The following is a 25,788-nucleotide window of genomic DNA, read 5'->3' as shown; positions in this document are numbered from 1 at the left end:
GGTTTTTAGGCCAATGCTTTTTTCTTTTTTCACTTTCTTTTATGCCTATCATCTCTTTTGGCGAATCTTCTTTTCTTGTGTTCTAGGCTTTTAGTCCATTTTTCATATTGATCATCATTTAAGACCTCTCGCATGTCGCGTTTAGTTTCTATTTGACTATCAAGAAAGTCATGTTTTATTTTTAAACGCTCTTCTTTTGTAAGTTTGGTTTCTCTATCTCCTTTTTTAGCCTTAAAAGCCTGCATTTTTTCTTGTCTCTTTTTGGCGTTCTTTAGATTAATTTTAGCTACTTTTTGTTGTTGGGCTTCGGTTAAATCTAAATTAAGCGTCATGCGTTTTGTTTGAAGTTCAGCAATTTCTTCAGGTGAATAATCAGACATTCTATCATGGCGCATTTTTCGGTCTTGGGCATTTACTGTAAAAGCCATAAAGGCCAAGGCGACTATGATTAATTTTTTCATAATGATATATTTTAAAGGTTATTACTTTTAAGACATAGATATGAGAAAAAGGTTTAAACCGCTTTACGTGTTTAATAAAAAATTAACAGAAGTTATAAGCTATCAATATAATCTGAAATTAATGCATAACCTTCATCATGAACCATGGTTGTGCCAATAAAAGGCATACTTAAACCATCTTGATAAAAAGACATTCTGTAAGCTATTGCTGTACTGCTTTCATAAATATTAGTTTCATTAAAACGCGTTTCGTAACGCAATCTTAAAAGCGATTGGTCTTCGCACGAACCACCAGAACTATGGCAATGTGCGCAATTAACATCAAAATATGCTCTGGCACGTTCTTCAAGAGATAATGAGGTGTTTTCCCAGTTTGGAAGAGCAGAAACTTCAGAAGCATCGGTTAGGTTACTAATAAAGTTTTCATCAATTAATGCTTGAATTTGATTATCACGTTTAAGGTTTCTTAATTTAGGTCCAATAGGAGTAATGGTTGTGTTATTACCATGGCAAGTTGCACAGTCGTTGTTTGATGGGATAACATAGTTAACATTTTGAATAGCTCCAGATTGGTCGGTATAAGTAATAGATGTTGTGCTTGTGGTATTATCTAAAGTGGCATCGGTTTGGGCTTCATTCCATTTGTAATTTCCAGTTTCCCAGATACCATTCTTTTTAATTAATATTCGAGTTTCTATAATTGTTTTTCCTTGACTTTCATCTTGCTCGTTATTATAGTAGAAAAACGTTTTACTAATTACAGTATTGTCAGGAAACTCAGGAAGTAAATCGTCTACATACGTCATAGTGGTGCCTTCAGGTAAAGCGATAAGACGTTGTTTATGGGCGTAATCTGTAAATAAAGGTGTGTTTAAGTTGTATTCAAACGTTTTACTGCTTGGTGTTAAATTGCTTAAATTACCTTGATATAAGTTTAAATCTGATAAGTTTGGCAAAAATTCAGCTATAACATTAGCGATAGTAGTTGTAAAGCTAATAGGATCAGAAGTCATGCTTTCATTGCTGGAGCTACAAATGGTTGTTATATAAACCTCGTAAGTAGTATTGCCTTCTAAACCTAATAATATGATTGACGTTTCCGAGGTAATTATGGTTTCCCCGCTACCTAAAGAAAACCCGCTTATTCCATATTCAATTAAATAAGAGTTGGCATTGCTAGATTCGTCCCATTGTAATTCAGCATTAGCCGAGGTAATGTTATTTATCGTAATATTCTCAGGAGGGTTACAAATAGGTGTTGTTTGTTGTGTTTGGTCGTCGTCTTTACTACATGCAACAATAACAATTGCAAACAGTAAAATTAGGAAACGTTTAGTCATAAGTTAAAATAATTAGTCACCCAATATAATTAAAATAAACGAAATGAGAGATTCATTTTGTGTAAGTTAGAATTACTTTAAATACACGGTTTTTTTATTGACAAACTCCAAAATTCCTTCTTTTGATAATTCTCTACCATAACCAGAAGCTTTTGTGCCACCAAAAGGTAATCGTGGATCAGACTTTACCATTTCGTTAATAAAAAAGGCACCATCTTCAATTTGACTAATTCTTGCTAAAGCATCTTCTGTATCTTTAGTAAAAACCATGCAGCCTAAACCAAATTTAGAAAGTGAAGCCATTTTATAAGCTTCTTCCTTATTTTTCACTTTAATTATGGCTGCTACAGGACCAAAGGTTTCTTCTTTAAAAACGGGCATTTCTGGTGTTACATTTGTAACTATAGTTGGTTGGTAGTAAGCGTTCATTCTTTTGTTTCCATAGGATACAATAGCGCCTTGCTTGATAGATTCTTTCACTTGATGTTCTAATTCTTCGGCTAAATCTGTTCTTGCTAGAACACTAATTTCTGTATTATTATCTTCGGGATTACCAGTATTTAGTTGTGCTATCTTATCTTGAAATTGTTGTATAAATGTGTCATAAATACCCTCTTCCACAATAAAGCGTTTGGCGGCAATACAGCTTTGTCCATTATTTTGCATTCTAGCTGTTACCATTGTGTTTATATGCGTATCTAAATCGGCATCGTTTAAAACAACACAGGCATTATTCCCACCTAATTCTAGCACGCATTTTTTAAGGTTTTTTCCAGCTATTTCAGCAATTTTTCTTCCTGCTGTTTCACTGCCTGTTAAGGAAACAGCTTTAATTCTGTTATCATTAATAAGTGTTTCGATTTGTTTGTGATTGGCTAGAATAGTTGTAAAGCAACCTTTGGGATAGCCAGCATCTTTAAATAGTTTTTCAATTTCTAAAGCGCAACCTGTTACGTTAGAAGCGTGTTTTAAAACCGCTGTATTTCCAGCCGTTAATGTTGGAACAGCAAATCGTAAGACTTGCCAAAAAGGATAATTCCAAGGCATAATAGATAAAATAATACCCAAAGGATCGTAACTAATAAAGCTTTCATGAGCTTCGGTTTTTATTATGTCATCGGCCAGGAAGTCTTCACTGTTTTTTCGGTAAAAATCGCATAACCAAGCACACTTTTCAATTTCGGCAACACCTTGTGTTATTGGTTTGCCCATTTCTTGGGCCATTAATAACGCGTAGTCGTTTTTTCGTTCAAGAAGTAGAGCTTTCAGTTTTTTCAACAATTTGCAACGCTTTTTTATTTTGGTTTCTCGCCATGTTAAAAACGTGTTTTGAGAGGTTTGTAAAACAGTTTCAAGTTGCTTTTTAGTAAATAGCGAGTAGGTGTTTAAAGGCTTTTCGTTAAAAGGATTTTGGGTTGTTATTGTAGTTGCCATGGCTTATGTTATTTTAAATATTAATTTAAGAAAGTTTCTGTAGAAATAAGAATTTTAAGTTATATAAAATTGACCTATACTAATATTTAAAGTGTTGATAACTTATATGTAAGGTTTGGGGCAAAAATCCTACTTTTGTTTAGAGAAATTAAAGCAATAATTATGTCTGATACAATAGAAAACGTAAAGTGTTTAATAATAGGTTCTGGTCCTGCGGGATATACTGCGGCTATTTATGCAGCTAGAGCAAATATGAATCCTGTGTTATACCAAGGAACACAGCCAGGAGGGCAATTAACAACAACTAACGATGTTGAGAACTTTCCAGGCTATCCAGATGGTATTACAGGACCTGAAATGATGATAGAATTACAAAAACAAGCACAGCGTTTTGGTACCGATGTGAGAGATGGTTGGATTACCAAAGTAGATTTTTCTGGCGATACACATAAGGTTTGGGTAAATGAAGAAAAAGAAATTCACTGCGATACAGTCATAATTTCTACAGGAGCTTCTGCTAAATACCTCGGGTTAGATTCTGAGCAAAAATATTTAAAGCTTGGTGGCGGTGTTTCTGCTTGTGCTGTTTGTGATGGTTTCTTTTACCGTAATCAAGAAGTCGTTATTGTTGGTGCTGGAGATTCTGCTTGTGAGGAAGCTCATTATTTATCAAAATTATGTAAGAAAGTAACCATGTTAGTACGTCGTGATGAATTTAGAGCGTCGAAAATCATGGAAGCACGTGTAAGAAACACAGAAAACATTGAGATTTTAATGAATACCGAAACTGAAGAGGTTATAGGAGATGGACAAGTAGTTACAGGAGTAAAAGTAAAGAATAACCAAACTAATGAGGTAACCGAAATACCAGCTACTGGATTTTTTGTAGCTATTGGTCATAAACCAAATACCGATATTTTTAAAGAATATCTAGAATTAGACGAAACAGGATACATTATAAATAAACCCGGAACAGCAAAAACAAATGTTAATGGCGTTTTTGTAAGTGGTGATGCTGCAGATCATGTATATAGACAAGCTATTACAGCTGCAGGAACAGGTTGTATGGCTGCCTTGGATGCTGAACGCTACTTAGCTGCTAAAGACTCAGAGTTTGAGGTAAGTACCTCTACTTACAACTAGTTTTTAAGACTTTATATTAGTGAAAGCCCAGAGCATTGCTCTGGGCTTTTTTTGTTGTTAAATAAAGAAAAAATAACAAAATGTAAGTTTTTTCGTGTTTTATGATTTATGTCATATTCTAGCATGGTTTTAATAAAGACCTTTGTACTGTAACATTAAAACAAGAACTATGGTACAATTTAAGACCCTCCGATTATTAGTCGTTTTTCTAATATTAGGACTGTATAACCAAGTAGATTTGGTTGCACAAAACTATTCAGTCAATAATCAAAAATCATCATTATTAGTATTAGGGACTTCAAGTTTACACGATTGGGAAATTACTGCAGAACAACAAAAAGGTACTATTCAAATTGAAAATACCGAGCAGTTTACCTTAAAAGACTTAACAATGACTTTTGATGTTGAAGCCTTAAAGAGTGGCAAGTCTTCTATGGATAAAAACACTAGAAAAGCCCTTGACTATTCAGATTATAAAACAATAACCTTTAAGCTTAATAAAGTAAAATCTATAACAAAAAATGGCGCAGGATATAATGTTGTAGCTGTGGGTAACTTAACCATAGCAGGAACTACAAAATCTATAGAGTTGCCTTTTACTTTAAGTCCATCAAACGGAACAATTTCATTGTCAGGAAAGAAAGACTTAAAAATGACAACTTTTAATGTAGAGCCGCCAACAGCATTACTTGGTACCATTACTACAGGAGATGAAATAACCATCAAATTCAATACAATTTTCAACTAATTAAAAATTTAAAATTCAAAAATCATGAAAGCAACAATTAAACATGCAATATTTTTTGTAGCCTTATTTATAGGATTCACAGTATTTGCACAAAACAGGAAATTAGACAATTATAGGGAGCCAGATAAAAACGGAATAAATGTTTTTGAAGCTCCAAAAGACACCGTATCTACTTTTGAAAAAGTGAAAGTAAGAATTGGTGGGTCATCAACACTACAATTTCAAGCTGTTACTCATGAAAATTCAGGTGATGTAGCTCTAGAAGAACTAGGAAGCAACTTTAACTTGGCAACAGCTAACTTAGATTTAGATGTAGCACTTTACGATGGTGTAAGAATGCACTTAAGAACTTATTTATCTTCTCGTCACCACCCAGAACCTTACGTAAAAGGTGGTTACTTTCAAATTGATAAATTAGACTTTATTAAAGAAGGCTTTTTAAGTGAGTTCATGAAGCATGCAACCATTAAAATTGGTCACATGGAGAACAACTATGGTGATGCGCACTTTAGAAGAACAGACAATGCACAAGCTATCTATAATCCATTTGTAGGAAACTTAATTATGGATGCCTTTACAACAGAAGTTGGAGCAGAGGTTTATTATAGAATGGATAATGGTCTATTTGGTATGGTAGGTTTCTCTAATGGTAAACTAAATCAATCTACAGAGAAAAATGATGCCAACGGAGCTTCTTTCTTAGCTAAATTAGGTTACGACAATCAAATTAACGAAGATTTAAGAGTGCGTTTTACAGGATCTATATACAACACAGGAAGTGTGGCAAATTCTTACCTATATAGTGCAGACCGTACAGGATCAAGATACTATCATGTTATGCAAGAAGAAGGTGCAAATGATAACTTTAGATCTGGACGTTATAACCCTGGATTTGGTAACAAAGTAACCGCAATAATGTTTAACCCTTTTGTTAAATATAAAGGCTTAGAATTCTTTGGAACAGTAGAACTTGCTAATGGTAGAAGACATACCGAAGCAGACAGAAGAGACGCTAACCAATTTGCAGGAGAAGTAATATACCGTTTTGGAAACACCGAGAATTTCTATGTAGGAGGTCGTTATAATACGGTAGATGCCGAAGAAGCCGCTGGCGATGTAACGGTTGATAGATTCCAATTAGGTGCCGGTTGGTTTATGACCAAAAATATTTTAGCAAAAGTAGAATACGTTAACCAACAATACGACGGTTACGGAACAGGAAGCATTTTAGATGAAGGTCAATTTGATGGCCTTATGGTTGAAGCTGTGATAAGTTTCTAAATTGGTTGTAAATTTGTAAGCTCTATAGGTAAGTCTATAGAGCTTACTTTTTTAATCACCTAATGGCAATAAATTATGAAACGTTTATTAATATTTTTTGTAGTCTTAACCTTAGTGTCTTTCAGGTTTATGAAAGAAACAGAAACATCGGTATTACTTTCTCCCGAAAGTAAGCTTTATGTTGAAGGGACTACCAATATTAAAGATTTTAATTGCGAATTTGACGTTACTGCCATTAAAAAAGAAATTCCAGTAAGCTTTGTAGCAAAACCTAATGGGTTGTTGTTTAAAAGAGCCAAGTTAACCTTAAACAACTCATGTTTTGATTGTGGTAACAAAGGCATAAATAAAGACTTCAACAAACTTTTAAAAACAGAACAGCACCCACAAATTGTATTACATTTAAACGAGCTTGTTTATAATAATACAAACAACAATGTTGTAGAGGCTTATTTACAAATTGATATGGCTGGTGTTTTAAAGCCTTATAAAATACCCGTTACTGTAAGCCAAGACCAAGGGTTTAATGTAAAAGGGCAGCTGCACTTAAACATAAGTGATTTCCATTTAGAACCACCGCAAAAGGTGTTTGGATTAATAAAAGTAAAAGATGTTATAACTATAAATTTTGATTTGGTCTTGAAAAGATGTTAATGCATCTATAAAAAAAAGCCAAAGCTTATATGCTTTGGCTTTTTATTTTTATAACTCTTTTTTCTTAAGCTCTGTTGTTCCAGAAAATTTATCAATAGTAATTTTAGGTAAGCCATAAAGCTCAATTTCGGAGTCTCCAGTAGCCTCTAAAATTAAATGTTCTTCTGTATGTGTGGTTACATCGCTACTGTCTTCGGCAAGTATTTTGCTGTTTTTACACGTAAAATTTTTGCCTATAAAATCGGTAAAATTCATAGTGTTTAAATGAAGTTCAGCACAAGTTCCTTCAATATCGGCCTTGGCACTTTGATATAAATCGGCTTTTAAATATTGCCCATTAATTAGCGCTTCCATTTTACTGCTTTCATTTAGTTCTAAATGTACAGAATCACTTTGTATATTAAGCTTTAATTTAGATTTAGCTTGAGCAATTATATTCAGTTTTTTAGACTCAATATTTAATTCGGTATTAGAGTTATCATGAAGTTCTAAAGTGATTTCTGGACTATTAAAAGCGCTAATAGCCGATATTTCTGCATCGTTTTTTAGTTGAATAAACGATAAATCTTCGGTGTATTTAATTGTTATGTTAAGTTTCTTTTTAGAGGTGATTTTATAATCGCTACTTAAAGCTAGTACGCCATTAGATACATTAAAGTTAATAACATTATGTAGGTTTTCATCGGCTTCAATTTCTACAGAAGCATCAAACCCTTTTACTAAAACCACTTCAAAATCTTGACTAATAACAAGCTTATTAAAAGGATCTATTTTCGTTTCTACAATGGTAACATTACGGTTGCCTTTTATTTTTTCTTGGGCAAATACCGATAATATTAGTATGGAAAAAATTCCTGTAAGGAATACATGTTTTTTCATGATAAAAATGGATAATTAATTTGAAGCAAATATAAATAAAAAACCATCCTAAAACCTGATGAGGAATTAAGATGGTTCGCTTTTGGCTGGTTGTGTTAAGTTAGCGTTTTCTAATACTACCAGAAACATTGTCGTTTTTTTCAACAATTTCTGGATTGCCGTAATAAGTAATATCGCCACCACTACTAGCGCTGGCCGTAATTTTTTTACTCGTATTTACAGAGACACCAGCGCCGCTACTTGCTTTAACTTGTGCTGTTTCAGAGCTAAGGTTTTCGGTGTCTATTTCGCTGCCACTAGAGGCTTTGGCGATTAGCGATCGTGTTTTTCCAGATAATTCCATATCTGCCCCGCTAGAGGCGTCGCAGACTAAAGTTTGGGTTTCTATACTAAGTTCCATATCGCTACCGCTAGTTGCAGATAGTTCTAATTCTTTAGATTGTATGGTGTTGTTAGAAAATACATCGCTACCGCTAGTCGATTCTATTTTTGAAACATTATTAAAGTTAACCATTATTTTTTTGGCAGCCGATGAAGCAATGTTTTCTTTAGCATAAATTTTTAACACATTATCTTTAACTTCCGTTTTAATAATGTCGTGAAGGTTTTCATCGGCTTGTACTTTAATGCTTGTTGAGTTCGCTTGGGTTAAATATACGTCTAATCCGCGACTTACTTTTATTTCGTTAAAAGTGCCGTTTAAAGTACGTTCTTTAGAGACAACATTACCATTGCCATTTACGCCAAAGTTTTCAAAAACACACGAGCTTAAAAAAATAGCTAGAATGCTGGATACAATTATTTTTGTTAGTGTTGACATGATTTATTGGTTTTTGATTGATTGTTTATTCAAATGTATTGTTGATGATTTATTTTATAAAAAATAGATAACTGAATTGTGGTTTTGTTATGATGAATTGTTAGTCTTTTTTAGAACTAATATTTACGCCGTTGTCATCTATTTTAACGTTTACACTTTCAGATTCAGCATTAATGCCTTCATTGTTTATTTTTAAAATACTTTCATCACCTTTAATTTCAAGGCTATCGCCGTTAATTGTAACGCCTTTGTTATTTTTCTTAATATCTATATTAACTTCAAAGTTCTCATCATCGCAATCTAAACATTGTAATTCGTCGTCCATAACTTTTAAGTAATGCTCCTCCATATCGTTGTGTAATATGTCGTTGTAATAACTAGAGTTTCTGTGAAAGGAATACGTATTATCATCGGCATATAAAGTGAGTCCTTCAGGTAAGTAAAGTGTAACTTCCACTTCTTGATCTCTAAATTTATTTTTAAAGGCTGTCGTGTGATAGGCGTTTAATTGTAATTCGTTTCCAGAAAGCACGTAACTATAATCTATGTCGTTTGCACGGTTTCTAGCTGTTTTATAGCTGTTACCTTCGGCTGTTTTTTCAATACGAATACTGGCTAACGAATCTTTAGTAGATTTTACAATTAAGCGTACATCAGATGAATAGATAAGCTTTTCATCTGCTTCGTTATAAACTAGTTTATAAGGCGTATTGTTTCTATACACACTATTACTGTACAAGGTGTTTCCTTGCATTTTTAGAAATAATGTGTCTTGAGCGGTAACTTGTAAACTTTCTGTTTTAGTAACATTAGCATCAAAAGCGTGTTCGCTAGCTTGTCTTATACCAATAATAATTAATCCAACAATAGATAATATCCAAAGTCCTAGTAACGAAAACTTAGCAATTTTCCCTATAGATTTAAGGTTATTCACGAGTATTTTCAATCCTAAATAGAAGAGGAAGAAAAACGGAATTCCAAAAAAGAAAAATGTTAGTAACGATGACAGCCATACTGGTGTGTTAGCAGCATTGGCGGCATCAATAAAGTCGAATCCTGGTATGTTTGCAAAGTCTGATATCCCAAATGTAAATAATCCAATAATTAAGCCTATTAATGTTGATGCACCAATAAGTATTAAAAGAACTCCAATAAATTTGGCAAAAACTTTAAGGCAAAACATAATGATATCGCCTAAAGTATCGAAAAAGGATTTAGAGTTGGATTTTACCTTATTCCCATACTTTTCGTAATCGACATTTTTTACTGTTTCTGAAACGTTGTCAATGCCATCACGAATTTTTTTTTCAATATTTGTAATATTAACCGGCTCGCCAGTCATGGTAAGTTTTTCGGCTGTAGTAACGGCTTCTGGAACTAAAATCCAGAATAAAATATAAATAAGGATGAATGTTCCTCCAGACCCAATAGCTAATAAAATCCATAATAAACGCACCCAAACCGCATCGATACCCAAATAATGTCCTAATCCAGATGATACTCCTCCTATGTAGGAGTTGTCTGTATCGCGATATAATTTTTTAGATGAACGCTTGGTATAAGTACTTTTTGGTTCGTCCTCAAAAATTTCTTCATCAACAAGGTAGTCCTCAGGCTGTCCCATTACATTAATAACGTCCTCAACCTCTTTGCTACTAATAACTTGTTTGTCGTGTTTCATACGCTCTGTAAAAAGCTCGGCAATACGGGCTTCAATATCGGCTATAATTTCAGATCGTCCTTGAGCGTCTGTAAATGAACGTTTTATAGCCTCCAAATAGCGTTGCAATTTTAAGTACGCATCTTCATCTATATGGAAGAATGTACCTGCTAAATTTATGTTGACTGTTTTATTCATTTTGTTTTATTTTTTTGACTGGTTACTATGTTAACTGCGTTTTGTAAATCTTCCCAAGTGCTGTTTAGTTCCTTAAGAAATAATTTTCCTGTTTCTGTAAGACCATAATATTTTCGTGGTGGTCCAGATGTTGATTCTTCCCAGCGATAGGAAAGAAGTCCTGCGTTTTTAAGTCGTGTAAGTAAAGGGTAAATAGTCCCTTCAACCACTAGCATTTTGGCGTTTTTTAGGGTGTCTAGAATCTCGGCTACATAAGCGTCTTCATCTTTTAAAATAGATAAGATGCAGTATTCTAGAACACCTTTTCGCATTTGTGCTTTTGTGTTTTCTATCTTCATGGTCTAATTCGGTTTAATGATGAAACTGTTCATTTTTTGATTGATTTTAATTGATGATTAATTTATTTGATGAAATTAATAGTAAGTGGGTATTTATAGGGCAAACCATCTCTAGCCTTTAAACTAGCTGTAACTATAAAAACCAGTTCCAAGATGAAAGCTATAATACCTAAAAAACCCATAAAGCCTGTAAAGTATAATAGTGGAGAAGGGTTGTCTAAATTAATATGAAAATTTTGGAACCCATTAATATCTATAAAATCTATCCCTCCAAAAATTTTAAAAATAAAAAAAGGAATGGTTATCATACCTACAATAATGGTGTACAACAGTATACTTATTTGAAAGTTTATGGCTTGTTTGCCGTGTTCATTCACGAATTCGCCTTTATCTTTATTAATACTCCATAAAAGTATAGGGCCAATAAAGTTTCCTAAAGGGACTATAAACCTTGAAAAGGTTGATAAATGAATAAACGTTGCGATGTTTTTTTGATGATTGTTTAGCATGATTGATGATCCATATAATAGTTTCTTATGCAAATATATATCTAAAAAAAGGTATTATGCAATACAAAGTACTAAAAATTAACATATTTTTAACAAAAGTAAACTCGTTTTTTTTAGGTATTTTAGTGGGCAATTAAAAAAGCTCTCATGACAATTTCACCCAAAAAACTAAACCTATTTTTATTATTTAAATTACCATCGGCTTACTTTACAGGGGTAAGAACAACATATATAGACGACAATAGTTGCGAGGTTAAAGTAAAACACAAGTGGATTAATCAAAACCCATTTAAATCTATGTTTTGGGCAGTGCAAGGTATGGCGGCTGAATTAACCACCGGGGCTTTAATGCTAACCAAAATAAAGGCTTCAGGAAAACAGATTTCTATGTTAGTAGCCAATAATAAAGGGAGTTTTACTAAAAAGGCAACTGGAAAAATTATATTCAAATGTAGTCAAGGGAAGGATATTGACGAGGTAATAAAAAAAGCGATAGAAACAGGAGAAGGGCAAACTATTTGGTTGTATGCCAATGGTATTGATGAATCTGGAGACGAAGTTTCTCAATTTGGTTTTCAGTGGACATTAAAAGTGAAGTGATTTCTGTAACAAAATGAATATTTAAGCAACCAATTTATAAAATCAATCAAAAACATAATATTATGACAGCACACGAAATAGACTACAGGATTTTTGGAGAAGAAATGCAGTTTGTAGAAATTGAGTTAGACCCGCAAGAAGGTGTTATTGCCGAAGCTGGAAGTTTTATGATGATGGACGACGGTATAAAAATGGAAACCATTTTTGGCGATGGTTCTAAAAATGATTCTGGATTTTTAGGTAAAATTTTAGGTGCTGGAAAACGAATACTTACAGGAGAAAGTTTGTTCATGACGGCTTTTTATAATAACCTATCTGGAAAACGAAATGTAAGTTTTGCCTCGCCATATCCTGGAAAAATTATCCCTATAGATTTAACTCATTTTGGCGGGAAGTTTATTTGTCAAAAAGATGCTTTTTTGTGTGCAGCTAAAGGTGTAAGTGTTGGTATAGAGTTTAGTAAGCGTCTAGGTCGTGGCCTTTTTGGTGGCGAAGGTTTTATTATGCAAAAACTAGAAGGTGATGGTATGGCCTTTGTTCATGCAGGAGGAACCATGGCAAAGAAAGAGTTAAAAGCAGGAGAAACATTACGCGTAGACACAGGTTGTATAATTGGTTTTACAAAAGATGTAGATTATGATATTGAGTTTGTAGGTGGCATAAAGAATACCATTTTTGGTGGCGAAGGATTATTCTTTGCTAAACTTCAAGGGCCTGGAACAGTTTATGTTCAATCGTTACCATTTAGTAGACTAGCTGGTAGAGTATTAGCATCGGCGCCAAGAGCAGGAGGTAAAGATAAAGGCGAAGGAAGTATTCTAGGAGGTTTAGGAGACTTATTAGATGGCGATAACAGATTTTAATTTTATAATATTCATGCTTAAATAGTTATAATTTTAAGTGTTAAAATTTTGTTGACTTTACCTTTTTAAGCACTTTTTTTACTACCTTTAGTATCTAACTAAATAGCATAATAGCCTATAAAACATTTCTACTTTATTAACCCAAAACCTAAAAATTAATTATGGCGAGAGCAATGTTTGAGTACACCAAAACTGTGCTTAAAAAGGTAAGTTTTGACACTACGTTGTTCTGTAAAGAAGTGCAAAAAGCAATGCAACGCTTATTGCCTTACGAGATTGAAGAACTTAGGATTTTTATCCAATCTTTAATCCAACAGAACCCAGAATTAAATCAATGTTTAATACACTTAAAGAACTAAATAAAAAAGCGATCTTTTTAGATCGCTTTTTTATGTTTTAATAGAACATATTACTTTTTAGGGAGGGGACTAATTATCTTAACATTTTGAAACGCTATTGCCCCGCGAACAATACTTGAAATAGTATCGTATAAGGCATCTATAATTTGCATCTTTAATTCACTTTTATGATATACTAAACTAACCTCTCTGGCAGGGCTTGGTTCTGTAAAGTGACGTAGATTCGTCTTTAAATGATCTTTAAGATCAAGTGTGTGTAAATACGGAAGCAATGTCATACCCAAACCTTCGTTTGATAATTTTATTAAAGTTTCAATACTACCACTTTCTAGTTGAAAGGTGTCTTCATTTTGATTTTTTAAGGATTTACAAAGGTTAATAATACCGTCTCTAAAACAGTGACCATCTTCTAATAAAAGCATGTCGTGTAAATCTAAGTCGTTAACTTCAATATGCTTTTTTTCAAAAAGTCTGTGGTTTTGTGGAATATAGCCTACAAAGGGCTCGTAATATATAACTCTTTCTTTAAGGTTTTCTTTTTCTAACGGTGTGGCAGCAATAGCGGCATCAAGGTGTCCATCTTCTAGGCGTTGGATAATTTCTTCGGTTGTTAATTCCTCAATTTTTAATTTTACTTTAGCATGTTTTTTTATAAAAGTTTTTAAAAACATGGGGAGTAATGTTGGCATAATAGTAGGAATAATGCCTAATCTAAATTCACCGCCAATAAAGCCTTTTTGTTGATCGACAATATCTTGAATTCTATCCGATTCGTTTACAATATTTCTTGCCTGTAATACTATTTTCTTACCAACCTCAGTTAGTTCTATAGGTTTTTTACCTCTATCAAAAATCAATACATCAAGCTCTTCTTCAAGTTTTTGTATTTGCATGCTTAATGTTGGTTGGGTAACAAAGCAACTTTGTGCTGCTTTGGTGAAATTTTGATGTTCGGCAACTGCTAAAACATAATATAATTGTGTAATTGTCATGAGTATCAATTTAGGTTATAAAAATATAAAATCTATCAATTATATTTATTAAAAAAAGCAGCTTATTATAAGTATTTTTGAACTGTAAAAGAAACCATAGAAAAACAAATGAAAATGACATTAAATACAATAGGATTAAATAAAGAAGAAACTAAAGATTTAGCAGGTGATTTAAACACGCTTTTAGCTAATTTTCAGTTGTATTATCAAAACTTAAGAGGCATTCACTGGAATATTAAAGGAAAAGCATTTTTTGATCTTCATACTAAGTTTGAAGAATTGTATACCGATGCTAATGTAAAAGTTGATGAAATAGCAGAACGTATTCTTACGTTAGGTGTAACACCTCTACACACGTTTGATGATTATACTAAAGCAGGGCAAGTGCCTGTAGGAAAAAATATTTCTCAAGATGAAAAAGCGGTACGCTTAATCGTTGATTCATTGTCAGAGCTTTTAAAGATTGAACGAACTATTCTTGAAAAATCCGATGAAGTTGGAGACGAAGGAACCAATGCTATGATGAGCGACTTTATTACCGAACAAGAAAAAACCGTTTGGATGATGAAAGCTTGGTTAGGCGAAACCGTATAAATATTTGGTTAGTTAGTAGATTGATTAAAAGCCCAAACTTGTATTGTACAAGTAAGGGCTTTTTTATGTTTAAAACCTAATGGTTAAATCCAGGTTGTTGTTGGTAACTTCAAATTTAGCATCGTTAAATGTTGGTGGCCCAAATAACATGGGGTTGTTGCTCATGCCATAAGATTCTATTGGCATACCCGAAGGATCAAAATCCATACGATTATTATCATTTTCATCATGAAGAACCATAATAGCATAAGTTCCTGCTTTTAGGTTAGGAAAAGTAGCTACAACAGTATCTCCTTTTACTTTTAATTTTGCATTTTGAATACCCTTAGCTTTCATAAACGTGTCCTGATTGTGCAAGCCAATTAAAATATGTCCTTTTTGATTTAAAATATTGGCAATTTTAACGTCTACCGTATAGGTGTTTGTTGAATCTTGAGCTTTTGTGATAAAGGGCAGTAGTGTTAACATAACTACAATAGCTAGATGTTTCATTTTATGATGTTTTTTTGATTAATATTCTTCGCAAATATTGTGAAGATATAAATAGGTGAAAATAATTGCTTACTGAATTGTAGTTTTTATAAGATGAGTTGTTGTAAATACTTAAATTAATCCTCTAGCTTTAATTTCTAAATATTTATTTATGGTATTTATCGTGAGTTTTTCTGGTGGAGTTAAAACGGTTTGAATACCATGTTTATTAAGTTCTTTCGCCATAAGTCTTTTTTCATATTGAAACTTTTCGGCAATAGTTTTGTGGTAAATCGTTTCAATATCCTCGGCATCCTGTAGTACAAGTTTAGAGAGCTCGGTATTTTCAAACATAATAACAACCAGTAAATGTTGTTTTGAAATGGCTAATAAATAAGGAAGTTGTCGTTTTAAAGCACTAATATGCTCAAAATTTGTGTAAAGCATCATTAGGCCTCTATGGGTTGCTTTGCGTTTTAAATGTGCGTAAAGGTTGCCAAAATCACTATCGTGAAATTGCGTGTTTATATTGTAAAGATTTTCTATAATGTTATTAAGGTGTGTTAGTTTATTTACAGGAGGAATAAACGTTTCAATAGTTTTAGAAAAAGAAACCATGCCAACTTTATCATGCTTTTTTAAGGCAACATTACTAAAGGCCAATGTAGCATTTATAGCATAATCCAATAGTTTCAAGCCTTCAAAAGGCATTTTCATAACACGACCAGTATCGATAATAGAATAAATAGGTTGCGATTTTTCATCTTGATATTGGTTAACCATAAGTTGGCTTTTCTTGGCTGTTGCTTTCCAATTTATGGTTCTAAAATCATCGCCTTGTACATAGTCTTTAATTTGTTCAAACTCTTGTGTATGTCCAATACGCCTAATTTTTTTCATGCCAAAAGCTGTTAAATTATTGCTTATGGCTAGAAAATCGTATTTCTGCATTTGTATAAAAGAGGGGTATACTTTTACCATTTGCTCGTTTTGGAAACAGAATTTTCGTTTTACAATTTTTAGTCTGCTAGAAAGGTAAATATTGACATATCCAAAACGGTACTCGCCACGGTCTACTGGTCTTACAAAATAATCGAAATGATAATTATCAAAAGACTCTAAAGTAGCTTTATGTAAAAAGTCACGTTTTTGAAATTGTTCTGGGAGTTCATCAATTATTTCAAGAAAAACATTTACAGCGTAATTGTTTTTTATTGTTATAGAAACAGGGTTCTTATCGCTATTAGAAAAACGTTCAGGAAGTAACCTACTAGCAGTTATGCTATATTTAGGATTGTAAATGATAAGTAAATCGGCAATAAAGAGTACACTTATAATAACAACACCACTCCAAGCTACAGGATATAAAACGGGAATCCAATACGATAGTAAAAAACATACCGAAACAAGCGCTAGGTAGCTATAGAAATTGGCGTGTATGTAAAGCGATTTTATAAAGCGCATATTAAGGAGTTACCTAGGTATTTCAACAGATTGAACAATCATTTCTACAACATTTTCTGTTGTCATGCCTTCCATTTCGCGTTCTGGAGTTAAAATAATACGGTGATTTAAAACGGGAGTTAACGATTTTTTGACATCTTCTGGAGTTACAAAATCACGACCGTTTATGGCTGCAAATGCTTTTGATGTGTTTAATATGGCTAAAGAAGCTCTTGGAGAACCACCTAAATATAAGTGCGGATGATTTCTTGTTTTTTGAACAATCTCGGCAATGTAATTTATAATTTTTCCTTCAACAATAACCTCTTGAGTTTTGGTTTTAAAATCGGCCAGTTTTTCGGCATCTAGAACAGGAGAAATAACGGTTTGTGGTTTCTCGCCTTTACGATTGTGGTGACTTTCAATAATTTTTATTTCTTCTTCAAGAGATGGATAATCAACTTTTATTTTAAAAATAAAACGATCCAGTTGTGCTTCGGGTAACGCATAAGTACCTTCTTGCTCTATAGGGTTTTGAGTAGCCAAAACCATAAAAGGATTTTTAAACTTATATGTGTTTCCATCTATGGTAGCTTGGCGTTCCTCCATAGTTTCAAACAAAGCAGCTTGCGTTTTTGCTGGCGCACGGTTTATTTCATCTATTAAAACAATATTTGAAAAAATAGGGCCTTGCTTAAATTCGAAATCGGATATTTTAGTGTTAAAAATTGAGGTTCCTAAAACATCGCTAGGCATTAAATCTGGTGTAAATTGAATGCGACTAAACTCTGTTTTTAAAGACTTAGCAAAAAGTTTTGCTGTAACTGTTTTAGCAATACCTGGCACGCCTTCAATTAATACGTGACCATCGGCTAAAAGTGCTACAATAAGTAACTCGATAAAGTTGTCTTGACCAATAATAACTTTACCCAATTCGGCTTTAATGTTGTCTACGGCTTGTTTTAGTTCGGTTAAAGAAATCCTATTGTTAAAGTCTAAGTTTTCGTCTTCCATGCGTTGTTATGTTTGTAAGAATCTATTAACGTGTTAATGTCTTCTAGTTCTTTTTGATTAATATGCGTTCTGTTTTGTAGCGCGATTATATTATTAAATAGGGCTTTGGTATCTTCAATAGTATTATTACTTCTAGAGGCTAGATGATTAAGGAATGTGTCGTTAATATCGTTAGTGTCTAGATTGTAATGCTGCCTAATATAATCTAAAAAGTGTTTTATTTTATGATTTAAAATATCTTTATGATTGCCTTTATTTAGATACATGTTGGCAACCGTTTGAGTAAAGTTTACGGTTTGGTTTTTTAAAGGTGTAATTACAGGAATAGCACGTTGTTTTCGTTTACCATCAAATAGAATATAAAACAACACACCAATTAACATAATGTAATACGCCCATTTTAATTGCTTAGTATTAAGCATGATGTGTAATGGCGAGGTGTAAAATGTTTTTCCTGATTTATAATGATTATCTATATAGATGGTTTCTTTAGCGTTTAAATACGATAATAGGCTAGCTGTAAATTGTACTGTATTATTTTCAAGTATAAAATAGTTGGTGAATGCTTGTGGGAAAGCACATAAAATGATGGTGCCGTTTCCAAAATTTTGCTTAATAATATTGACATGTTCATTTTTAATTGCTGAATAACTATCAAAATTATCGACAACACCAATAACTTTAGCCTTAAGCGTGTCTATTTCTTTAAAATAAGTAATGTAATCAGCTTTTTCAAACGATACAATGTCTTGATTAAGGTGCTTGTTTTTTAACTGTAACCCATACACATTTTCAATGTTATCTAAATTACTTATTATGCTTGTTTCAAGGTTTAGCGTATCTAATAAGGTATTTGAGAAATTTTCTGAAGCTATAAAAAGCGTATTGCCTTTGCTTGCCCAAGACAATAGTTTTTCGGTTTCACTTTTATCGAATTCAAGACTGTTATTTACAAAAAAGTAGGAACCTGTAATGGTGTCGTTTTTTAAAAACTCGAATGGCGGAATAGTAACATCTTTTGTTTTAGGGAAAATGTTTTCTAGTTGCTCGTGAAGTACATAAGTACCAAATGGAATTTTATGATGTTTGGCATACGATGGAAACCAATTAATCTCTTTGGGCTTTAAATACTCGTAAGCCACAAGCGATAGCATGGTAAAAACAATTAAGGCAATATATATTTTCGCTTTTTTTGTCAAATGGCTTTAATGGAGTTATTAAGGGTTTCAAAAATAGTTTTTAGGCTTTCAAATTTGGTGTTTTCTACTTGAAATTCGCCATACCATACATAATCGTAAACATGTGTTGCTTGTTCAAAATCGTGCTTTAAGCCTTCCGATTCAAGCTCAGAAATATAATCGGTATTTGTTTTTTGTTGTTGCCAGTCTATTAACTTTTTTTCGGTTAAATATTTTAAAGAAAGTAAATAGTAATACCTAATGGCGAGTCTATAGTTTTGTTCTTTTAATGCATTTGAAATTAGAGCTTCAATATCTTCATTTTTAATAATATGTTCTTCATCAGATATTGTAATGTTTGCTAGCTTTTGCGGCGTATGAATATGTTTTTGATTATACTTTAAAAACAGCCTAACTAAAAGAAAAACTAAAAAACCAAGAAGCAGATAAGGAACCGTTTTTAATATGAAACTTAAAATGCCTGTCGCTTTTTCAACTCCAAAAATGTATTCAAAAATTTTTAAAACGATGTTTTTTAACCATCTAAAAAACTTAGCTATAATCGAAGTGCTTTCAGGTTTCTCTGTATAGTTAAAGTTGGGGTTGTCTTTGTATTTTTCTAAGCTTTTTTCAGAGATTTCCTTAGTCTCTGTTTTTGTGTTGTCGTAAACAACACTAAGCGAGTCTGTTTGGCTAAAAGCTAAAGAGGTACAGAATAAAAAGGCTAAGAAAAATTTTATCACAACTTAATCGTTTTTACCAATGGCATCAATACGTTCTAAAGTTCCTGTGAAATTTTTCTTTTCGTTTAAATTAAAGTAAATTAAAACGGCTCCAATAGTTAAAACTAAATTTAAAACAAACTTAAAAAGATAGCTAATAATATTTAAAATTATGTACACAGGGTCGATAAAGGATTCTTGCATAGTAGCAGGATCAACTTCACCAGAAAATATGCCCATTTTTACCATACTATAAATACCTGCTGGAAGCCCAAAGGCATATCCGGCAACACTAATAATTAGCCCTAAAACAACAATAGAGGCCCAGGTAGCCCAAAAGTCTTCTTTAATTAAGGTGTAGCTATAGCTGTAGGCATCGGTAGCATTTTTATCTTCAAAAATAAATACACAAAACACAATAAACATAGGAACCATAAAGTATAAAACGGGTAAAATACAAAGCATCATAGAGATAAAAAGTGTTCCCCATTTTAAAATGCTTAGCCCTGTAAAGCCCCAAAAAGTTTGTTTTACTTGTTGCTTTACCTCAATAGCCTCAACTTGTCCGTGATTTTTAATATAAGATTTAATATAATGAATTGCTGTAGAATTAGCGTAAACATAAGTAATAAGACCAGTTATAGCAAATAGCCCCAAGGCTAAAAACATTAAACCAAGATTTTCTGGAAGCGCTGTTTGTCCTAGCTGAAAATCGAGAACGCCTCCCGAAGCATATAGATAAAATGTGAGTGACATTAAAAAAAGCACTAAAAAAGGAGCGCATATTTGAAGAATAAGCTTAAAAAAAGGTTTAAACTCGTTTCTTATAAACCCAAAACTATCTGTTAAAATCTCGCCTAATTCGCGTCTTTTTTTAAACTCTATGTATTGTTTCATGAGTGGTTATTTTTTTTGTGTAATTGAATAGGATAAATAACGTAATAAAAAATGATTAGTGCCAAAGAACTGGCAATAATTAGAATAGCTAACCAATCTGGCATTTCTGTATGTCTAGTAACAAAGCCTTCCAAAAAGCCAGCAATAATAAAAAATGGAATGGTGCTCATTAATATTTTTAAACCGCTTTTAACGCCTCTTTTAAAGGATTCTAAACGAGTGTAAGTTCCTGGAAAAAGCATGCCATTACCTAAAACCAATCCAGAACATCCTGCGATAATAATAACCGAAATTTCTATAGTACCATGTATCCAAATAGTTCTAGCCGATTCCCATAGTAGGCCTTTATCGTAAAAGAAATATTGAAAACTCCCTAGCATAACACCATTTTGTAGCATAACAAAAAGCGAACCAATACCCAATAAAATACCATAAGCAAAAGCCATAAGGGCTACTCTAATATTGTTTATTGTAATGCCAAGAAACATATTAAATTCACCTTGTTGTTTATAAACTGCCATAGGGTCGCCTTTTTCAATATTTTCAAGGGTCATATTTACGTAACCGTCACCTAAAAAAGACCGTACAAAATCGCCTTCGTTAGCAGCAGAAAAAGCCCCTACAATGGCAAAAAGTGCAAAAACTAAAAAGGCTATAAGTAATTCTCTTTGGAAATAATAAAACTGAAAAGGAAACTCAGTTTTAAAAAACGTAATAATTCTATTTTTAGACTCTTTTTGTGTTTTATAGATTTTTTGATGCGCTTGTGACGCTAATTGATTTAAGTAACTCGCCGTTTTACTTCTAGGGTAAAACGTCTTAGCATAACTTAAATGGTCGGTTATTTCTACGTATAAATTAGAGAGTTCGTTGGGGTCTATATTTGTTTTATTTGAAAGAAGGCTTTCAAATCTTAACCATTTATCCTTATTTTGCCTGACAAAAGCGGCTTCTCGCATAAAACAACATTTGCTTTCAAAGAAAAGAAAATATGGAAGAATTTCAAATTGAAACGGCTCAAAATGTAGGGATTCATCAACAAGTGGCTAATATTGGAGATCGTATTTTAGCTTATCTTATTGATAGTGTTATTGTATTTGCCTATATGGTTTCAATTATTATTATTTTAAATGCATTAGATGTTGATATGTTTGATTCTTGGGCTGTTTTTTTGTTACTATCTCTACCTGCATTTATGTATTATGTGTTGTTTGAAACTTTTTGGGATGGTAAAACAATAGGGAAACATGTGGTGAAAATAAAAGTGGTTAAATTAGATGGTACTAAACCAGCGTTTTCCAATTATTTAATTCGGTGGCTTTTACGTATTGTCGATGTAAGCATTTCAACAGGCGGTATTGCTGTACTAACCATTTTAATAAAAGGTAATGGACAGCGATTAGGAGATATCGCTGCTGGTACTACAGTAATTAGCGAAAAGACTAAAATCTCTATTCAAGAAACGTTAATGCAGGAGTTGCCCGATAATTATGTGCCTACATATAGCCAAGTAACTATTTTTTCTGATACTGAAATGCAAACTATAAAAAACCTTTACGATAAAGCAGTTCGTAAAGGGCAGCATAATATTGTTTTAGCATTATACAAACAGCTAAAAAGTGTTATGCAAGTTGAACCCATAGAAAAACCAGTAGATTTTGTCTCTATCGTAATAAAAGATTATAACTACTATACACAAAAAATGTAATGTTTTTCCAAGTTATAGACATATTAGGAACAATTGCTTTTGCTATTTCTGGCGTATTAGTGGCACAAGAAAAGCGCATGGATCCTTTTGGAGTCCTTATTATAGCGTTTGTAACGGCAGTTGGTGGCGGAACTTTAAGAGATGTTCTTATTGGGCAAACACCAGTATCTTGGATGACTAATATGACATATGTTTACGTCATATTTACATCTACAATTTTTGCTATTATATTTAGAAAACAAATTAATTATTTAAGAAAATCGTTATTTCTATTTGATACTATTGGTATAGGATTATATACTGTTGTTGGCATAGAAAAAGGGTTAAGTATAGGTTTACACCCTATAATTTGTGTGTCTTTAGGTACAATGACAGCTTGTTTTGGCGGTGTTATTAGAGATATTTTAAGTAACGAAATCCCTGTTATTTTTAGACAAGAAATTTATGCTACAGCATGTATTTTAGGAGGTGTAACCTATTTTTTATTACAGGAATTACCAATAGTAGAAAACTTTGTTTTTATTATTTCAGGACTAGTTGTTATTGTTATTAGGTTACTAGCCGTAAGGTTTAAAATTAGTCTGCCAAGTATTTATAAAGATTAGTCTATAAGCCTAACTTTTTTAATATAAATGTTGTGTAAAGGCCATTCGCCATCGTCGGTTTTTTGTTTGGCTATTTCATCAACAACATCCATGCCTTTTATAACTTTTCCAAAAATGGTGTAATCGCCATCTAAATGATGCGCGCCACCCTTTTGTTGTACAATAAAAAACTCATAAGGCGATGCTAGTTTGTAAGGGTTTTCAATTTCACTGCTTGGCATACTTACTACGCCTCGGTCGTGTTTAAAGCCTCGTTTTGTGTCTGGGGGTAGAAGGTATTTTCCTATTTTAGTGCGCTTTCTCATAACATCTCTATCGTCGGTGCTTCCACCTTGAATTATAAAGTTGTTAACCACACGATAAAACTGGGTGTTATCAAAATATTGTTGCTTTGTTAGAAATATAAAATTGGCTCTATGGAATTTAGTTTCATTAAAAAGTAAAATATCAATATCACCAAATGCTGTAGTAATTCTAACTTTATTTTCTTTATGTTCTTTTTCATATTGAAGAAAAAACTCCATCGCATTGTCATCGGTAAGAAGCGGGAATTCTCTTTCAGGTTTTTTTACCGAATCTTTTTTTATTGTTTTTTGTTTCGTTAAAGTTTTAGACTTAGATATAGATGTTTTATTTTTATTATTTTCACAACTTACAAGGAGTAATGTAGAGAGAAGTATGAAGATGATTTTTTTCATTATTTAGGAGTCGTTTTAGGTTCCATTAAAGTTATAACAAATGGATTTTACTGCTTTTTTAAATTCAATCCCAAAAATAAAAAATATACCACTTCCAGCAGAATTGTCGCAACTTAAAATGTCGCCACCATTTAGAGAAGCATTACAAGAGCAGCAAAAAGACGCCATAAAAACAGCTAGAAAAGCAGCAGTATTGGCATTATTTTACCCAGATAGCACAAAAATGACGCGCTTAGTTCTTATTTTAAGAAAAACATATCGAGGTGTACATTCTGCACAAGTTGGCTTTCCTGGAGGTAAGCTAGAAGAATTTGACGAATCTATGGAAAGTGCTGCTTTAAGAGAAACTGAAGAGGAAGTTGGGGTTTCTAGACATTATGTGGATGTATTAAGAGGTCTAACCCAAGTTTATATTCCACCAAGTAATTTTTTTGTATATCCGTTTATTGGCTACACCAAAAAAACGCCTGTTTTTTCTAAACAAGATGAAGAAGTAGAAGAGATAATTCATGTAACATTAGCAGATTTTTTAAACCCTAAAAATGTGATTAACAAGAAAGTGACAACATCGTATAAAAAAGATGTTGTTGTTCCAGCTTTTAAATTAAATGGTTATGTGGTTTGGGGAGCGACAGCAATGATGCTAAGTGAAATAAAAGACTTGTTAAATGAGGTCTTATAAACGTGAAGATTTATTATTTTTGTAGTTCTGTTTAATTTCTAACAAATTTTATGGGATTATTTAAGAAAAATCCTTTTGGACACATACTTTTTTAAAAAAATGGCTCATTAGAATAATGGGAGCCATAAGTCATAGGCGATTTCGAGGATTCAATGAATTACAAATTGAAGGCTCTGATGTGTTAAGAAATCTCCCAGAAACCAATGTGCTTTTTATTTCTAACCATCAAACCTATTTTGCCGATGTAGTGGCTATGTTTCATGTGTTTAATGCGAGTTTAAGTAATCGTGACGATAGCATAAAAAATATTAGTTATTTGTGGAAACCTAAACTAAATATTTATTATGTGGCTGCTAAAGAAACTATGAGAGCAGGTTTCTTACCTAAAATATTAGCTTATGCTGGTGCCATTCCTATAGAGAGAACTTGGCGTTCTGCCGGAAAAGAAGTCAAACGCCAAGTGAAAATGAGCGATATTACTAACATAAAAAAGGCTCTAGATGATGGTTGGGTAATTACCTTTCCGCAAGGTACGACAACCCCTTTTAAGCCCATTAGACGTGGTACAGCACATATTATAAAACAATACAAACCAATTGTTGTGCCTATTGTAATAGATGGTTTTAGACGTTCTTTCGATAAAAAAGGACTGCGTATTAAGAAGAAAAATATTCTTCAATCTATGGAAATTAAAACTCCTTTAGATATAGATTATGAGAATGAATCTGTTGCCGAAATTGTAGAGAAAATAGAATATGCTATAGAGCAACACTCGTCATTCTTAAAGGTGATACCGCAGGATGTTTTAGAAGAACAAGAAAAACTTAATAAACAACGTGAGTGGTGATTTTTTAAGCTTCCAAACGTTTTAGTTCTTTGTAATTCTTATTTAATCGTTTTAATAGAATACCATAAATCAACCAATAAAATAGGAGGAGAACTCCAATAACTAAGGCTAGTAATAAAAAGGTTGCAATTACTATTCCAGCATAAAATTTAAAAACTTCTCCATTAGTGGCGGCTTCATTTACTTGAGAGATTAGTTGGCTGTCCATTTTAAATTCAACACACAATACAACTATTACTGAAACCACAAGGTAAATTAAATTAAACGCAACATACTGTTTTACCGTTTTTCTGGTTTTTAAAATATTTTCCATGAGTACTTTGGCGCTATCGGTAGCCGAGATGCGCTTGTAGTTCCTAAAGAATAAGTAAAAGAAATAGGCTAAAATACCATACCCAATAACAGCGAGAGGAATCATAACCATATCGGAATCAAGTTCCTGAAAACGCTTCATACCTTCATTATCCTTTAGGAAAAAGGAAATAACAGTCCAAAAAATAAACTCTAACAGACTTATAATAAAAATCCATTTTACAATAGAGGATGACCGCTTAAGAATCATTCTATATATCTCGTCGTAAGATAGTTTAGGGTATCTTTCGTCGTTTTTCTGCCAGTCTTTTTTTAATAATTCCAATTCATCCATAATC

29 protein-coding genes and 1 pseudogene are annotated in these 25,788 nt (G+C 32.7%); 12 read left to right on the top strand and 18 right to left on the bottom strand.

All coding sequences use genetic code 11. From position 1 onward, the window contains the following. Positions 1 to 29: 29 nt before the first annotated feature. The 3 genes from R3L15_RS09105 to R3L15_RS09095 form a co-directional block, all read right to left on the bottom strand. Positions 30 to 461 (bottom strand): hypothetical protein, encoded by a 432-nt coding sequence (locus R3L15_RS09105; RefSeq protein WP_338731257.1) that lies wholly within the window; start codon positions 459 to 461, stop codon positions 30 to 32. A gap of 92 nt (positions 462 to 553) precedes the next feature. Continuing rightward, on the bottom strand, positions 554 to 1,801 hold the full coding sequence (locus R3L15_RS09100; RefSeq protein ID WP_338731255.1) for a fibronectin type III domain-containing protein: 1,248 nt from the start codon (positions 1,799 to 1,801) through the stop codon (positions 554 to 556). A gap of 72 nt (positions 1,802 to 1,873) precedes the next feature. Next, positions 1,874 to 3,235, bottom strand: a complete 1,362-nt coding sequence (locus R3L15_RS09095) for an NAD-dependent succinate-semialdehyde dehydrogenase (protein ID WP_338731254.1) — start codon at positions 3,233 to 3,235, stop codon at positions 1,874 to 1,876. A gap of 162 nt (positions 3,236 to 3,397) precedes the next feature. On the opposite strand from R3L15_RS09095, the gene trxB reads away from it, so the two are divergent. The 4 genes from trxB to R3L15_RS09075 all read left to right on the top strand — a co-directional run bounded on the left by trxB (position 3,398) and on the right by R3L15_RS09075 (position 7,061). After that, positions 3,398 to 4,378, top strand: a complete 981-nt coding sequence (gene trxB, locus R3L15_RS09090) for a thioredoxin-disulfide reductase (RefSeq protein ID WP_338731253.1) — start codon at positions 3,398 to 3,400, stop codon at positions 4,376 to 4,378. Positions 4,379 to 4,547: 169 nt separating this feature from the next. After that, positions 4,548 to 5,126 carry a YceI family protein gene (locus tag R3L15_RS09085; RefSeq protein ID WP_338731252.1) on the top strand — a complete coding sequence of 193 codons (579 nt, stop codon included), beginning with the start codon at positions 4,548 to 4,550 and terminating at the stop codon, positions 5,124 to 5,126. A 24-nt stretch (positions 5,127 to 5,150) separates the two neighbouring features. Beyond that, positions 5,151 to 6,407 (top strand): hypothetical protein, encoded by a 1,257-nt coding sequence (locus R3L15_RS09080; RefSeq protein WP_338731250.1) that lies wholly within the window; start codon positions 5,151 to 5,153, stop codon positions 6,405 to 6,407. A gap of 75 nt (positions 6,408 to 6,482) precedes the next feature. Continuing rightward, the gene (locus R3L15_RS09075) at positions 6,483 to 7,061 is read left to right on the top strand and encodes a YceI family protein (RefSeq protein WP_338731249.1); all 579 of its coding nucleotides are present in this window, start codon (positions 6,483 to 6,485) and stop codon (positions 7,059 to 7,061) included. 48 nt (positions 7,062 to 7,109) lie between these two features. Here R3L15_RS09075 and R3L15_RS09070 read toward each other — a convergent pair whose 3' ends face one another. The 5 genes from R3L15_RS09070 to R3L15_RS09050 form a co-directional block, all read right to left on the bottom strand. Then, entirely contained in the window at positions 7,110 to 7,940 is an 831-nt protein-coding gene (locus R3L15_RS09070; RefSeq protein WP_338731248.1) for a GIN domain-containing protein, read from the bottom strand. A 100-nt stretch (positions 7,941 to 8,040) separates the two neighbouring features. Continuing rightward, a complete protein-coding gene (locus tag R3L15_RS09065) occupies positions 8,041 to 8,760 on the bottom strand; it encodes a head GIN domain-containing protein (RefSeq protein WP_338731246.1) in 720 nt (239 codons plus the stop codon). A gap of 100 nt (positions 8,761 to 8,860) precedes the next feature. Then, positions 8,861 to 10,618 (bottom strand): PspC domain-containing protein, encoded by a 1,758-nt coding sequence (locus R3L15_RS09060; protein WP_338731244.1) that lies wholly within the window; start codon positions 10,616 to 10,618, stop codon positions 8,861 to 8,863. Further along, entirely contained in the window at positions 10,615 to 10,956 is a 342-nt protein-coding gene (locus tag R3L15_RS09055) for a PadR family transcriptional regulator (RefSeq protein ID WP_125468096.1), read from the bottom strand. Before R3L15_RS09055 ends, R3L15_RS09060 begins: the two co-directional genes overlap by 4 nt. A gap of 62 nt (positions 10,957 to 11,018) precedes the next feature. Further along, positions 11,019 to 11,465, bottom strand: coding sequence for a DUF4870 domain-containing protein (locus R3L15_RS09050; protein WP_338731241.1), 447 nt, complete (start codon positions 11,463 to 11,465; stop codon positions 11,019 to 11,021). Between the two features lie 147 nt (positions 11,466 to 11,612). Here R3L15_RS09050 and R3L15_RS09045 point away from each other — a divergent pair, with 147 nt between their 5' ends. The 3 genes from R3L15_RS09045 to R3L15_RS09035 all read left to right on the top strand — a co-directional run bounded on the left by R3L15_RS09045 (position 11,613) and on the right by R3L15_RS09035 (position 13,287). Continuing rightward, a complete protein-coding gene (locus tag R3L15_RS09045) occupies positions 11,613 to 12,065 on the top strand; it encodes a DUF4442 domain-containing protein (RefSeq protein ID WP_338731239.1) in 453 nt (150 codons plus the stop codon). 62 nt (positions 12,066 to 12,127) lie between these two features. Next, positions 12,128 to 12,928 carry a TIGR00266 family protein gene (locus tag R3L15_RS09040; RefSeq protein ID WP_338731237.1) on the top strand — a complete coding sequence of 267 codons (801 nt, stop codon included), beginning with the start codon at positions 12,128 to 12,130 and terminating at the stop codon, positions 12,926 to 12,928. A gap of 161 nt (positions 12,929 to 13,089) precedes the next feature. After that, positions 13,090 to 13,287 carry a hypothetical protein gene (locus R3L15_RS09035; RefSeq protein WP_338731236.1) on the top strand — a complete coding sequence of 66 codons (198 nt, stop codon included), beginning with the start codon at positions 13,090 to 13,092 and terminating at the stop codon, positions 13,285 to 13,287. Between the two features lie 50 nt (positions 13,288 to 13,337). Here the strand turns inward: R3L15_RS09035 and R3L15_RS09030 are convergent, their stop codons facing one another. Continuing rightward, the gene (locus R3L15_RS09030) at positions 13,338 to 14,279 is read right to left on the bottom strand and encodes a LysR substrate-binding domain-containing protein (RefSeq protein ID WP_338731235.1); all 942 of its coding nucleotides are present in this window, start codon (positions 14,277 to 14,279) and stop codon (positions 13,338 to 13,340) included. A 114-nt stretch (positions 14,280 to 14,393) separates the two neighbouring features. On the opposite strand from R3L15_RS09030, the gene R3L15_RS09025 reads away from it, so the two are divergent. Continuing rightward, the gene (locus tag R3L15_RS09025) at positions 14,394 to 14,873 is read left to right on the top strand and encodes a Dps family protein (protein ID WP_125468102.1); all 480 of its coding nucleotides are present in this window, start codon (positions 14,394 to 14,396) and stop codon (positions 14,871 to 14,873) included. 69 nt (positions 14,874 to 14,942) lie between these two features. Here the strand turns inward: R3L15_RS09025 and R3L15_RS09020 are convergent, their stop codons facing one another. The 7 genes from R3L15_RS09020 to R3L15_RS08990 all read right to left on the bottom strand — a co-directional run bounded on the left by R3L15_RS09020 (position 14,943) and on the right by R3L15_RS08990 (position 21,557). Beyond that, complete coding sequence (locus tag R3L15_RS09020) at positions 14,943 to 15,365, bottom strand: DUF2141 domain-containing protein (RefSeq protein ID WP_338731233.1); 423 nt, start codon at positions 15,363 to 15,365, stop codon at positions 14,943 to 14,945. A gap of 111 nt (positions 15,366 to 15,476) precedes the next feature. Beyond that, entirely contained in the window at positions 15,477 to 16,808 is a 1,332-nt protein-coding gene (locus R3L15_RS09015; RefSeq protein WP_338731232.1) for a DUF58 domain-containing protein, read from the bottom strand. Between the two features lie 9 nt (positions 16,809 to 16,817). Further along, a complete protein-coding gene (locus R3L15_RS09010; protein ID WP_338731231.1) occupies positions 16,818 to 17,801 on the bottom strand; it encodes a MoxR family ATPase in 984 nt (327 codons plus the stop codon). Next, on the bottom strand, positions 17,783 to 19,000 hold the full coding sequence (locus R3L15_RS09005; protein ID WP_338731230.1) for a DUF4350 domain-containing protein: 1,218 nt from the start codon (positions 18,998 to 19,000) through the stop codon (positions 17,783 to 17,785). The genes R3L15_RS09010 and R3L15_RS09005 overlap by 19 nt, the downstream gene beginning before the upstream one ends. Further along, positions 18,997 to 19,722: a DUF4129 domain-containing protein gene (locus R3L15_RS09000; RefSeq protein ID WP_338731229.1), complete on the bottom strand. Its 726-nt coding sequence runs from the start codon at positions 19,720 to 19,722 to the stop codon at positions 18,997 to 18,999. The genes R3L15_RS09005 and R3L15_RS09000 overlap by 4 nt, the downstream gene beginning before the upstream one ends. Positions 19,723 to 19,725: 3 nt before the next feature. Continuing rightward, a complete protein-coding gene (locus tag R3L15_RS08995; RefSeq protein ID WP_338731228.1) occupies positions 19,726 to 20,598 on the bottom strand; it encodes a hypothetical protein in 873 nt (290 codons plus the stop codon). After that, entirely contained in the window at positions 20,595 to 21,557 is a 963-nt protein-coding gene (locus R3L15_RS08990; RefSeq protein ID WP_338731227.1) for a stage II sporulation protein M, read from the bottom strand. The genes R3L15_RS08995 and R3L15_RS08990 overlap by 4 nt, the downstream gene beginning before the upstream one ends. A 32-nt stretch (positions 21,558 to 21,589) precedes the next feature. On the opposite strand from R3L15_RS08990, the gene R3L15_RS08985 reads away from it, so the two are divergent. Together R3L15_RS08985 and R3L15_RS08980 are read left to right on the top strand one after the other, a co-directional pair. Next, positions 21,590 to 22,306: an RDD family protein gene (locus tag R3L15_RS08985; protein WP_338731226.1), complete on the top strand. Its 717-nt coding sequence runs from the start codon at positions 21,590 to 21,592 to the stop codon at positions 22,304 to 22,306. Continuing rightward, on the top strand, positions 22,306 to 22,911 hold the full coding sequence (locus R3L15_RS08980; protein ID WP_338731224.1) for a trimeric intracellular cation channel family protein: 606 nt from the start codon (positions 22,306 to 22,308) through the stop codon (positions 22,909 to 22,911). The genes R3L15_RS08985 and R3L15_RS08980 overlap by 1 nt, the downstream gene beginning before the upstream one ends. Here R3L15_RS08980 and R3L15_RS08975 read toward each other — a convergent pair. After that, positions 22,908 to 23,609: a peptidylprolyl isomerase gene (locus tag R3L15_RS08975; protein WP_338731222.1), complete on the bottom strand. Its 702-nt coding sequence runs from the start codon at positions 23,607 to 23,609 to the stop codon at positions 22,908 to 22,910. The two genes, R3L15_RS08980 and R3L15_RS08975, sit on opposite strands and share 4 nt — an antisense overlap. Before the next feature lie 40 nt (positions 23,610 to 23,649). Here R3L15_RS08975 and R3L15_RS08970 point away from each other — a divergent pair, with 40 nt between their 5' ends. Together R3L15_RS08970 and R3L15_RS08965 are read left to right on the top strand one after the other, a co-directional pair. Continuing rightward, complete coding sequence (locus R3L15_RS08970; RefSeq protein ID WP_338731220.1) at positions 23,650 to 24,291, top strand: CoA pyrophosphatase; 642 nt, start codon at positions 23,650 to 23,652, stop codon at positions 24,289 to 24,291. Positions 24,292 to 24,341: 50 nt separating this feature from the next. Beyond that, positions 24,342 to 25,138 (top strand): annotated as a pseudogene (locus R3L15_RS08965) (lysophospholipid acyltransferase family protein). A gap of 4 nt (positions 25,139 to 25,142) precedes the next feature. On the opposite strand, the gene R3L15_RS08960 reads toward R3L15_RS08965, so the two are convergent. After that, entirely contained in the window at positions 25,143 to 25,784 is a 642-nt protein-coding gene (locus tag R3L15_RS08960) for a hypothetical protein (RefSeq protein WP_338731219.1), read from the bottom strand. Positions 25,785 to 25,788 lie beyond the last annotated feature (4 nt).

It is taken from the genome of Mangrovimonas cancribranchiae (genome assembly GCF_037126245.1).
Taxonomy (GTDB): domain Bacteria; phylum Bacteroidota; class Bacteroidia; order Flavobacteriales; family Flavobacteriaceae; genus Mangrovimonas; species Mangrovimonas cancribranchiae.
Note: the sequence above shows the minus strand (reverse complement) of the source record. Positions and strands in the feature narration are given on the sequence as shown.

Coding starts and splice junctions, on each gene's coding strand:
- R3L15_RS09105 (WP_338731257.1), bottom strand. CDS start 461: ATGAAAAAATTAATCATAGTCGCCTTGGCCTTTATGGCTTTTACAGTA.
- R3L15_RS09100 (WP_338731255.1), bottom strand. CDS start 1,801: ATGACTAAACGTTTCCTAATTTTACTGTTTGCAATTGTTATTGTTGCA.
- R3L15_RS09095 (WP_338731254.1), bottom strand. CDS start 3,235: ATGGCAACTACAATAACAACCCAAAATCCTTTTAACGAAAAGCCTTTA.
- trxB (WP_338731253.1), top strand. CDS start 3,398: ATGTCTGATACAATAGAAAACGTAAAGTGTTTAATAATAGGTTCTGGT.
- R3L15_RS09085 (WP_338731252.1), top strand. CDS start 4,548: ATGGTACAATTTAAGACCCTCCGATTATTAGTCGTTTTTCTAATATTA.
- R3L15_RS09080 (WP_338731250.1), top strand. CDS start 5,151: ATGAAAGCAACAATTAAACATGCAATATTTTTTGTAGCCTTATTTATA.
- R3L15_RS09075 (WP_338731249.1), top strand. CDS start 6,483: ATGAAACGTTTATTAATATTTTTTGTAGTCTTAACCTTAGTGTCTTTC.
- R3L15_RS09070 (WP_338731248.1), bottom strand. CDS start 7,940: ATGAAAAAACATGTATTCCTTACAGGAATTTTTTCCATACTAATATTA.
- R3L15_RS09065 (WP_338731246.1), bottom strand. CDS start 8,760: ATGTCAACACTAACAAAAATAATTGTATCCAGCATTCTAGCTATTTTT.
- R3L15_RS09060 (WP_338731244.1), bottom strand. CDS start 10,618: ATGAATAAAACAGTCAACATAAATTTAGCAGGTACATTCTTCCATATA.
- R3L15_RS09055 (WP_125468096.1), bottom strand. CDS start 10,956: ATGAAGATAGAAAACACAAAAGCACAAATGCGAAAAGGTGTTCTAGAA.
- R3L15_RS09050 (WP_338731241.1), bottom strand. CDS start 11,465: ATGCTAAACAATCATCAAAAAAACATCGCAACGTTTATTCATTTATCA.
- R3L15_RS09045 (WP_338731239.1), top strand. CDS start 11,613: ATGACAATTTCACCCAAAAAACTAAACCTATTTTTATTATTTAAATTA.
- R3L15_RS09040 (WP_338731237.1), top strand. CDS start 12,128: ATGACAGCACACGAAATAGACTACAGGATTTTTGGAGAAGAAATGCAG.
- R3L15_RS09035 (WP_338731236.1), top strand. CDS start 13,090: ATGGCGAGAGCAATGTTTGAGTACACCAAAACTGTGCTTAAAAAGGTA.
- R3L15_RS09030 (WP_338731235.1), bottom strand. CDS start 14,279: ATGACAATTACACAATTATATTATGTTTTAGCAGTTGCCGAACATCAA.
- R3L15_RS09025 (WP_125468102.1), top strand. CDS start 14,394: ATGACATTAAATACAATAGGATTAAATAAAGAAGAAACTAAAGATTTA.
- R3L15_RS09020 (WP_338731233.1), bottom strand. CDS start 15,365: ATGAAACATCTAGCTATTGTAGTTATGTTAACACTACTGCCCTTTATC.
- R3L15_RS09015 (WP_338731232.1), bottom strand. CDS start 16,808: ATGCGCTTTATAAAATCGCTTTACATACACGCCAATTTCTATAGCTAC.
- R3L15_RS09010 (WP_338731231.1), bottom strand. CDS start 17,801: ATGGAAGACGAAAACTTAGACTTTAACAATAGGATTTCTTTAACCGAA.
- R3L15_RS08995 (WP_338731228.1), bottom strand. CDS start 20,598: ATGAAACAATACATAGAGTTTAAAAAAAGACGCGAATTAGGCGAGATT.
- R3L15_RS08990 (WP_338731227.1), bottom strand. CDS start 21,557: ATGCGAGAAGCCGCTTTTGTCAGGCAAAATAAGGATAAATGGTTAAGA.
- R3L15_RS08985 (WP_338731226.1), top strand. CDS start 21,590: ATGGAAGAATTTCAAATTGAAACGGCTCAAAATGTAGGGATTCATCAA.
- R3L15_RS08980 (WP_338731224.1), top strand. CDS start 22,306: ATGTTTTTCCAAGTTATAGACATATTAGGAACAATTGCTTTTGCTATT.
- R3L15_RS08975 (WP_338731222.1), bottom strand. CDS start 23,609: ATGAAAAAAATCATCTTCATACTTCTCTCTACATTACTCCTTGTAAGT.
- R3L15_RS08970 (WP_338731220.1), top strand. CDS start 23,650: ATGGATTTTACTGCTTTTTTAAATTCAATCCCAAAAATAAAAAATATA.
- R3L15_RS08960 (WP_338731219.1), bottom strand. CDS start 25,784: ATGGATGAATTGGAATTATTAAAAAAAGACTGGCAGAAAAACGACGAA.